The following is a 9,675-nucleotide window of genomic DNA, read 5'->3' on the forward strand; positions in this document are numbered from 1 at the left end:
ATGAAAATTGAAGTAAAAAATTTAACAAAATATTTTGGAAACTTTACAGCTTTAGAAAATATAAATTTAGACATAGTTGAAGGTGAACTACTTGCACTATTAGGACCATCGGGAAGTGGGAAAACTACACTATTAAGAATGATTGCAGGACTTGAAACAGTAGATGACACTGATAAAGGTGAAATTTTATTTAATAATATTGATGTTGCAAAAAAAGATATTGGGGATAGAGATATAGGTTTTGTATTTCAACACTATGCACTATTTAAACATATGACTGTTTTTGAAAACATTGCTTTTGGTCTTAGAGTAAAACCTAAAAAAGAGAGATTAAGCAACAAAAAAATAGAAGAAAAAGTGACAAAACTTTTAAAATTAATCCAACTAGATGGTTTTGCATCAAGATTTCCTTGGCAACTTTCAGGTGGTCAAAGACAAAGAGTTGCACTCGCTCGTGCACTTGCAGTTGAACCAAAAGTTTTATTACTTGATGAACCATTTGGAGCACTTGATGCAAAAGTGAGAACTGATTTAAGAAGATGGCTAAAAGAGCTTCAAGAAGAGCTTGGAATTACTACAATTTTAGTAACTCATGACCAAGAAGAGGCTCTTGAGGTTGCAAATAGAATTGTCGTAATAAATAAAGGGAAAATAGAACAAATAGGAACTCCTGAAGAAGTTTTTCATAATCCAAGTAATGAATTTGTGATAAACTTTCTAGGAAATGTAAATCTATTTCATGCAAGAGAAATAGAAAATTCATCTGCACTAGAAGAACCAACTGATAATAAATATTTAATTAGACCTCATGAGTTAGAAATAGTTTCTGTAAATGACAAAGATGCAATTATTCAAGCAAAAGTTAAATATATTCAACTAGCTGGTTCATTTGTAAAAGTTGAATTAACTTATTTAAATGATGATAAAAGAGTTGTTTTAGTTGAAATGCCTCATTATGAATTTAATGAAAAAAATATTCAAAAAGGCGATATTGTAGGAATTAGAACTAGAAAACTAAGAAGTTTTGAAGATGGAGCAGGAATCTAATTGATTTTTATCAATATAAATTTTATAGTTATTCAATAAAATGTGAAAAAATTTTAGGAATCAAAAATGTTAATAGATAAAAATGTTCTACCTTTAGTTGATGTTGATTTTATGAATAATACTCACTTTGAAGATATTGATTTAATAAATGAAATTTATTTAAATATAGAAAATTTTGAACAAAATCAAAATATTGAAAATTTTGACAAATTAAAAAGTATCTATAATCAATGGGTAGACCATACTATTCAACACTTTGCAACAGAGGAAGAAGAGATGCAAAAAAAAGGTTTTTTTGCATACCCTTTTCATAAAGGTGAGCATGACAAAAATCTAAGTGATATCAAAGCTCTATGGCAAGAGTTTGAATCAAACAAAGATATTAAAGCTTTGAAAAACTATATAGAATATGATTTAATAAACTGGTTAATAAATCATATTAAAAGTATGGATACTGTAACTGCTAGATTTTTTAAGACAGGAATGAGCCCTTGTGGTATGCTTTAATTAAGCCAAAAAATTTATAAATATTAAATAAGAGGCAAAGAGTTAAGCTCTTGCCTCTTTTAAATTTAAAATAGTTATCTCACTACTAGCACCAAGTCTCATTGGTGGTCCCCAAAACCCTGTTCCTTTATTTACATAAACTTGAGTTGTTTCATCGTGTTGATTTAAACCTTTTACATATGGTTGTTCAAGCTTTACTAAAAAATTAAAGGGAAAAATCTGCCCACCATGTGTATGTCCACATAAAATTAAATCAATATTATCTGTATTTTCTAAATCTTTTATATATTTTGGTTGATGTGCAAGAAGTACAGTAGGTGAATCAACACAATCTTTTAATGCTTTAGTGATATCTGGTTTATAAGAACCATATCTAAAACCAAATCTATCATAAACTCCTGCTAAATTAAAACCACTATTTTTATCGCCAATATAAACTGATTCATTTTCTAAAACTTTTATTCCTAGACTATTTACATAATCTATTATTGGTGAAACTCCATGAAAATATTCATGATTTCCCACAATAAAATATGTACCATAAATTGATTTTAAATTTTTTAATTCATCTAAAGCATCTTTTGCGAACTCTAATTTAGTATCCACTAAGTCACCAGTTATTACAACTAAATTAGCACCTAAGATATTTACCTTTGAGACTAAATCTTTTATAAAGTGTTTATCTATCAAACCACCAATATGAATATCACTTAGTTGTATAATTTTATATCTATCTTTTAAGTTTTTGATTTCTACATCAACTACTTCTAATTCTATATTTCTAGCATTATCCATCGCTTTTGCATTAGTAGCTAAGATAACTGAAGTTGCAGCTATATCAAGTGATTTTTTAAAGAATTCCCTACGATTTTTTGTATATTTTGTTTTTTTAATACCAAATGAGATGATTTCGTGAAAAATGGCAATAATAAATGTTAAAAAAATCACCCCAATTGGTAGGGAAAGGAGAAAATAGAGCCAGTTAGGCACCACAGGAAAGTATCTAGCCAAAGGGTACATCAAAGCACCAAAAAATGTTAAATATAATACAAAGCTAAAATACTTTCTAGTTTTATAATTAAAATCTAGTTTATTTATAAACCTTGTTTTTATAATATAGGTCTGAAAGGAGAAGGCTATAAAATAAACCAAGAAAAAAATCATAAAACTCATAAAGAAATTATAAAAAGTTTTAGTTAATAGTTTTTAAATAGAATATTAATAGTTTGTTATCATTATATAAAATATATGAGATTTTAAACTAAATTACTCTTTATTTCATCAACTAAAGCCTTTATATCCTCCTTTGTTTGCATATAATGAACTCCAACTCTAAGCCACCCTGGCCGATTTTTCATAGATACTTTTTTAAGACCTAATAAATCATGTCCATATGGTCCTGCACATGAACATCCAGCTCTAGTTTGAAAATTACCGTTATTTGAAAGCTTTTCACAAAGAGAGTATGGATTAAAACCTTTTATATTAAAAGATACTATTCCTATATTATCAACTTCTTGATTTCCATAAATAACTAAATTTGGAATAGATTTTAACTCTTCTAAAAGATATTTTAAAAGCTCATCTTTTCTTTGCTTTATAAATTCAAATCCAATTTCATTTCTAAGTTGATAAGCTAAAGATGATCTAATTAACTGCAATATAGGTGGTGTTCCTGCATCTTCTCTGAGTTCAATCTTATCTTCATAAATTTGAGACTTTTTATTTACATATTTTACAGTTCCACCACCACTAAATGTAGGTGCTAATGAAGTATCTATCAAAGATTTTTTAATTATAAGTAACCCACAAGAAGAAGGCCCCCCTAAAAGCTTATGAGAAGATACAAACATAGCATCATAATATTTACAAGGAATATTCATATAAGGACTTGAAGCTGCGGCATCAAAACATATAAGAGCATTATATTTACGTAAAATTTTTGATATCTTTTTGTATGGAGTTATTATTCCACTCACATTTGAAGCTATACAAAAAGATGCAATTATTTCTTTATCTTTATTATTTTCTAAAATCTTTTTTAAATGTTTTAAATCAATTAAACCATCATCAGTTAATTTAACTCTTTTTACATTTGCCAAAGATTCTCTAAAAGATAACTCATTTGAATGATGCTCATATGGACCAACTATTATTAAAGGAACATTTTTTTTATCTTTTTTATAACCAAATCTCTTTTTTGTTGCGGGTGGGATATAAAGTCCTAAAAGCTCTTGAAAATGTTTTATAGCTGCAGTTGAACCACAACCACTAGGAAGAATTGTAAAATCATCAGTTAATTCAAAATTCTTTGCTAAATTTTCTCTAGCTTGCTCATAATAATGTGTTGTAACTTTGGCATTTGAAGACTCTTTTGAATGAGTATTTGCATAAGTTTCTAAAACCTCATGAACTCTATTTTCTATTTGTCTAAAAGCTAAACCTGATGCTGTGAAATCAAAATATTTATCTTTATTTTTACCTATTGTGTTATATCTTAGAAAATTTAAAACATCTATATTTTCATTTAAAAACGGTCTAAAAATATCTTTTTGCATAAAACTCTTCTTGTTAAAATTATTTATTATATTTATATAAAAGATAATTTTATCTTATTTGTATTTTAGAACTATTTAATCAAATTATAAATATTTATTTTATAGCTACTTAACTCTCTTTTTATAATATCATTAACACTATTTCCAAAAATTTTTGGAAGGTTTTCACTCAAAATTACACCATTTAAAAGCTCTTTTTTCATATATGAATAAAAAATAAGAATTCCTGCTCCAATACCTGTTGGATATGATACATAAGTAGAACCAGAATATGGAGTTTTTAAAAGTTCTGGATATTTACTAAAAGATAATCCAATTGATTCAATACTTTTAATTTTTTTCTTTTTATCTGGATGTGAAATTTCTAAATATATATCAGCAATAGCACTAAATTCAGCATATTTTATAGTCTTCTTTTTTATATAATCTTCTATAATTTCTGGACTTTTCATCTTTGGTACAATATTTTTTATAATGCTATTTATCGAAATCTTTTCATTTTCATCTTCATAACAATATTTATTTGAAAAAAGATTCAATTGATATAAATTTTTCATTAATTCAAGCTCATTTCCACCAATATTCAATTTAAGATTTTCAATTTGTGGAAAACTTTGTTTTAAAGATATTAACTCCTCTTGAAAAACTGGATATACCTCTACAACATTTCTAAAATAAGGAAATTTATAAAACTTCGATTTAGAAAAAGGTTCTATAATTTTTGGATTATTTTTCTTAAAAAAAATAGGAGAAAACGCTAATTCATCAATAGCTACTTTCGGTGACCATGAAAAAATTAATTTTTTAGATTGTATCTCTTCAAGAAGATTCAATTCTAATTTTGTGATTTTTACTTCATAAGGAAGATTTTGTAAAGAGTTAATTCTTTCACCTATTAAAAAATTTGTAATTCCTGGAGAAACCCCTAAATTAATCAAAGCAAAAAGATTTTTATTTTTAAACTCTTGTTCAAGCTTTTGTTGTTCAAATTTTAAAGAATCTATAACTTCATCTTTATAAATATCACTCGCTAAATCAACATAGTTTGAATTAAATTCCAAAGCTAAATTCATAATTTCAATATTGTATGATGGTGTTGAACTATTAATGAATATATCATAGTTTTCTAACTCTTTTTTATATTTAATTGGATGATGAAAAATTTCTTCAAAACTTGATACTTCTAAAAATTTTGAATTTTCTAATAACTCACTATTTTTATAAAAATGTAATCTCGCTTTTTTTTCATCTCTCACTATAAATAAAAACTCTACACAATTTTTCAAGTTTTTACTTGATTGCTCACACAAAAGTGTTGAAATAACACTACAAACAGCACCTACACCAAAAAAAGCTACTTTCATAAATCCCCCAAAAATTATTTAAAATATGATAACATTTATCTATTTTATTTCAAAGGTACTTAATATGCACAAACAAAAACCTTATTTAGATAACTTTCCTAATGAAAATGGATATTTTGGTAAATTTGGAGGAGCATATATCCCACCAGAATTACAAAAACCGTTCAAAGAGATTGAAGAAGTCTATCAAAAACTATCAAAAGATTTTGAATTTTTATCTGAATTAAAAAAAATTAGAAAATATTATCAAGGAAGACCAACACCCGTATATTTTGCAAAAAATTTATCAAATATCGTTGGTGGAAATATATACTTAAAAAGAGAAGATTTAAATCATACAGGTGCACATAAATTAAATCACTGCATGGCCGAAGCACTTTTAGCAAAATATTTAGGTAAAAAGAAATTAATAGCAGAAACAGGAGCTGGACAACATGGAGTTGCCCTAGCAACTGCAGCTGCATATTTTGGATTAGAGTGTGAAATACATATGGGTGAAGTAGATATAAAAAAAGAACACCCAAATGTTGTAAAAATGAAAATTTTAGGTGCAAAAGTAGTACCAGTAACAAAAGGACTTAAAACTTTAAAAGAAGCAGTTGATAGTGCATTTGAAAGTTATTTAAGTGATACAAAAAACTCTATATTTGCAATTGGTTCGGTTGTAGGTCCTCATCCATTTCCAAAAATGGTTAGAGATTTTCAAAGCGTTATTGGATTTGAAGCAAAAGAACAATTTTTAGAAATGACTGGTAAACTTCCTGATATGGTAACAGCTTGCGTTGGTGGTGGAAGTAATGCAATGGGAATATTTAGTGCATTTATTGAAGATAGTGTTGAATTATATGCTGTTGAACCAGCTGGGAAAGGTCAAAATTTAGGTGAACATAGTGCAAGTTTAACTTATGGAGAAGAGGGAATTATGCATGGATTTAATTCTATTATGTTAAAAGATGAAAGAGGTGAAGCTGCACCTGTTCACTCAATTGCAAGTGGAATAGATTATCCATCTGTTGGACCTGAGCATGCTTATTTAAATAGTATTGGAAGAACTAAAATAGGTCTTTGTACAGATGAAGAAGCTGTTGATGCATTTTATACACTTTCAAGACTTGAAGGAATTATTCCCGCTCTTGAATCTTCTCATGCTTTAGCTTTTGCCATGAAATATGCAAAAGAGAATAAAGGTAAATCAATTTTAGTAAGTCTTAGTGGAAGAGGGGATAAAGATATAGATTTTATTATAGAAAATTTTCCAAGAAATTAAAAGTTTTAGCTTATGCTAAAACTTTTTTGAATGCTTCTACAATAGCGATTTTTTCTAAATCTTTTATTTTTGTTTCTAAAGTTTCAGCTGTTTCATTAGGACTTAATTCTAACTCTTTTATTAAAATTGTTTCTCCTTCATCGTAATTTTCGTCAATATAATGAATAGTTACTCCAGATTTTTTTTCACCATTTTTTACAACTGCTTGATGTACAAAACTTCCGTACATTCCAGCTCCTCCATAAATTGATGGTAAAATTGCAGGATGTGTATTTATTATTTTTTTAGGAAAATTTTCTAATAAATTCTTTTCTATTTTTTTCATAAACCCAGATAAAAAAATATAATCACATTTATATTCTTTTAGAATTTTAGTTATTTTTAAATCAAGATTTTCATCTGGATAAAACTTTGAATTTATTACAAAACTATCAACTCCATATCTGTTTGCTTTTTCTAAAACTCCTGCATTTGTGTTATTTGTAATTACCACACAAACTTCAGCATTTAAAACTCCATTTAAAATTGCATTTTGAATAGTTTCAAAACCACTACCATTATATGAAGCTAAAATTCCAATTTTTTTTCTATTTTCCATTGTTTTCCTTCGTATAATACATTTATCAATCAAAGTTTAAAATATTGATTGAAGTTCTATGAAACTCATAGCTCTCACAAAGGCTAATAATAAACAAGTTTTTTTCCTTTTAGGATTTAAATACCTACATATAAAACGTCTTGTGTTAGCTTTATTAAATCATCTATAGGATGCTCGGGAGAAAAATATTTTCTACCTGTTATAACACGAAGCTATGAGATTTTAAACTATCACATTATGGAGGATTATTATGTATTATGTTGGAGTTGATATTGCTAAAGACAAACACTATGTTTGTATTTTAGATGATGCAAAAGAGTTAGCTTGCAAACCTTTTTGGATTTATAGTGATATATTAGGATTAAGAGAACTACTCAAACGATTAGCTGAACTATCATTAGATATGAATGACTTTATTATTGGTATAGAATCAACTGGAGCATTTAGTGAAAATTTCTATAGTTATATTACTGATGCAGATTATAAAGTAATACTTTTAAATTCTTATCAAACTTCTAAGTATAGAGATTTCTCTACTCTTAAAAAGATTAAAAATGATTCAATAGATGCTTATGTTATTGCTGAATTACTTGCTAGTGGTAAATACAAAGCTAGTTATATTAGCAATGAAGATTATCACAATTTAAAAGTTTTAAATCGATTAAAAAAATCATTAGATGATAAAATAAAAACTATTAAAAGAGAGATAACAACTGTTGTTGCTACTGTTAATCCAGAGATTGAAAAAGTATTTCCAAATATCTTTACCAAAACTGCAATAGCGATCATTAAATCTTACCCAACCGCAATGGATATTTCAAAAGCTACGCCAGAAAAGCTAACTAAGATTTTTCGACATATCAAAGGTAATAGCTTTAATCTTGAAAAAGCAAAATATCTTATAGAACTTGCTAAATCTTCTATTTATACAGGTCGTGCAAATGAATCTAGAGCTTTAATGATCAAGACTAATATTAAGATATTAGAGCTTTATATTCAAGAAAGAGATGAAGTTGAAGAACAAATTCAAATTCTTATAGACAATCAACTTGATGATGATTCAAGTAATATTGAAAATCTTAAATCAATTCCTGGAGTATCTAATAAAACTGTTACAGCAATATTAGGAGAATGTGGAGACCTTAGAAGATTTGAATCAGCTAAAGCTTTCATAGGTTTTTTAGGTCTATATCCAACTTTATATCAATCAGGTAAATCTTTATCAACTGGAACTTTAGCTAAAAGAGGAATACCCATAGCTAAACATGCTCTTTATATGGCAGCAGTATCAGCTGTTAGACATAATAACGAACTTCATAAACTTTTTAGAGACAAAGTATCATCTGGTAAATCCAAAAAAGAAGCATTGATAATTATTGCTAAAAAATTAGCATCTATTATCTATTCTCTTTTTAAATATAACCAAGCATATAATCCATATAGAGTACTAATCCAACATAAAAAGTAAACTTGTTAGTTTAACACTTGTGAGAACAATGAGTTTTCATAGAACTTTGACCAAAATGTATTATTATTTTTAAATTTGATCATTTGAACATTTCAAAAAATGCTCAAAAAATCAAACCATAAAGCACGCCTTAAAAAATAGCCTAGTCGTTTAAGCTATTCTTTATAGGATGGTTTTTATAATCTTTGAGCATGAGTTAATGCAATTGCAATTGCATCTGTTATATCAAGAGGTTTTATCTCTTTTTTTATTCCTAAAAGCCTTTTAACCATAAATGAAACTTGCTCTTTTGTAGCTTTTCCATTTCCTGTTACTGCTTGTTTAACTTGAAGAGGAGTATATTCTGCAAAATTTCCATAATTTTGTAAAATTTTAAGGCTTATTGCTCCCCTAAATTGGGCCAATTTTATAACGGTTTTTGGATTAAAAGCATAAAACATATCTTCAATTGATACTTGATCTATTTTATGTGTTTTAAAAATAAGATCTATACCTTCTGTCATCTCAACAATTTGTTCTTGTAAAATTGTAGTTTTTATTTTAATTAAACCAGCTTCAATAAGCTTTAAATCTCTTCCATTTTTTTCGATAATTGCATAACCACAGTTTCTAGTTCCTGGGTCAATTCCTAATATTTTCAATATTTCACTCTTTTGTATACTATTTTATTCACATAAATAAAAACCCGATTATATCGAATTTTTAGATACTTATTTAATCTAAAGATAAAAATTATTCACTAGTTATTCACTATGTGAACAATATATTATTTTTTAATATTCTATACTCTTTTTGCTTTCTTGAAGCTATTTTATATAATATTTAGATATAATATTTAGCATTACAAGAAAAGAGTTTAGGATTAA

9 protein-coding genes are annotated in these 9,675 nt (G+C 27.0%); 4 read left to right on the plus strand and 5 right to left on the minus strand.

Features of this window, described 5'->3' with window-relative positions; genetic code table 11:
- Together ACBT_RS11655 and ACBT_RS11660 are read left to right on the plus strand one after the other, a co-directional pair.
- Positions 1-1,047 carry a sulfate/molybdate ABC transporter ATP-binding protein gene (locus ACBT_RS11655; protein ID WP_024774272.1) on the plus strand — a complete coding sequence of 349 codons (1,047 nt, stop codon included), beginning with the start codon at positions 1-3 and terminating at the stop codon, positions 1,045-1,047.
- 66 nt (positions 1,048-1,113) lie between these two features.
- Positions 1,114-1,554 carry a bacteriohemerythrin gene (locus tag ACBT_RS11660; protein ID WP_024774271.1) on the plus strand — a complete coding sequence of 147 codons (441 nt, stop codon included), beginning with the start codon at positions 1,114-1,116 and terminating at the stop codon, positions 1,552-1,554.
- A gap of 42 nt (positions 1,555-1,596) precedes the next feature.
- Here the strand turns inward: ACBT_RS11660 and ACBT_RS11665 are convergent, their stop codons facing one another.
- The 3 genes from ACBT_RS11665 to ACBT_RS11675 form a co-directional block, all read right to left on the minus strand.
- Positions 1,597-2,502, minus strand: coding sequence for a metallophosphoesterase (locus ACBT_RS11665; RefSeq protein ID WP_228130272.1), 906 nt, complete (start codon positions 2,500-2,502; stop codon positions 1,597-1,599).
- 308 nt (positions 2,503-2,810) lie between these two features.
- On the minus strand, positions 2,811-4,112 hold the full coding sequence (locus tag ACBT_RS11670; protein ID WP_024774269.1) for an aminotransferase class V-fold PLP-dependent enzyme: 1,302 nt from the start codon (positions 4,110-4,112) through the stop codon (positions 2,811-2,813).
- Between the two features lie 71 nt (positions 4,113-4,183).
- Entirely contained in the window at positions 4,184-5,476 is a 1,293-nt protein-coding gene (locus ACBT_RS11675; RefSeq protein ID WP_024774268.1) for a saccharopine dehydrogenase family protein, read from the minus strand.
- A gap of 64 nt (positions 5,477-5,540) precedes the next feature.
- Here ACBT_RS11675 and trpB point away from each other — a divergent pair, with 64 nt between their 5' ends.
- A complete protein-coding gene (trpB, locus tag ACBT_RS11680) occupies positions 5,541-6,743 on the plus strand; it encodes a tryptophan synthase subunit beta (protein WP_034218394.1) in 1,203 nt (400 codons plus the stop codon).
- Between the two features lie 10 nt (positions 6,744-6,753).
- On the opposite strand, the gene purN is transcribed toward trpB, so the two are convergent.
- The gene (gene purN / locus ACBT_RS11685) at positions 6,754-7,341 is read right to left on the minus strand and encodes a phosphoribosylglycinamide formyltransferase (protein ID WP_024774267.1); all 588 of its coding nucleotides are present in this window, start codon (positions 7,339-7,341) and stop codon (positions 6,754-6,756) included.
- A 250-nt stretch (positions 7,342-7,591) separates the two neighbouring features.
- Between purN and ACBT_RS11690 the strand changes: the two genes are divergently transcribed.
- Positions 7,592-8,809: an IS110 family RNA-guided transposase gene (locus ACBT_RS11690; protein ID WP_024774266.1), complete on the plus strand. Its 1,218-nt coding sequence runs from the start codon at positions 7,592-7,594 to the stop codon at positions 8,807-8,809.
- Positions 8,810-8,985: 176 nt separating this feature from the next.
- On the opposite strand, the gene ruvC is transcribed toward ACBT_RS11690, so the two are convergent.
- Positions 8,986-9,450: a crossover junction endodeoxyribonuclease RuvC gene (gene ruvC / locus ACBT_RS11695; RefSeq protein WP_024775772.1), complete on the minus strand. Its 465-nt coding sequence runs from the start codon at positions 9,448-9,450 to the stop codon at positions 8,986-8,988.
- Positions 9,451-9,675: the final 225 nt, after the last annotated feature.

It is taken from the genome of Aliarcobacter cibarius, assembly GCF_013372265.1.
Taxonomy (GTDB): Bacteria; Campylobacterota; Campylobacteria; order Campylobacterales; family Arcobacteraceae; genus Aliarcobacter; species Aliarcobacter cibarius.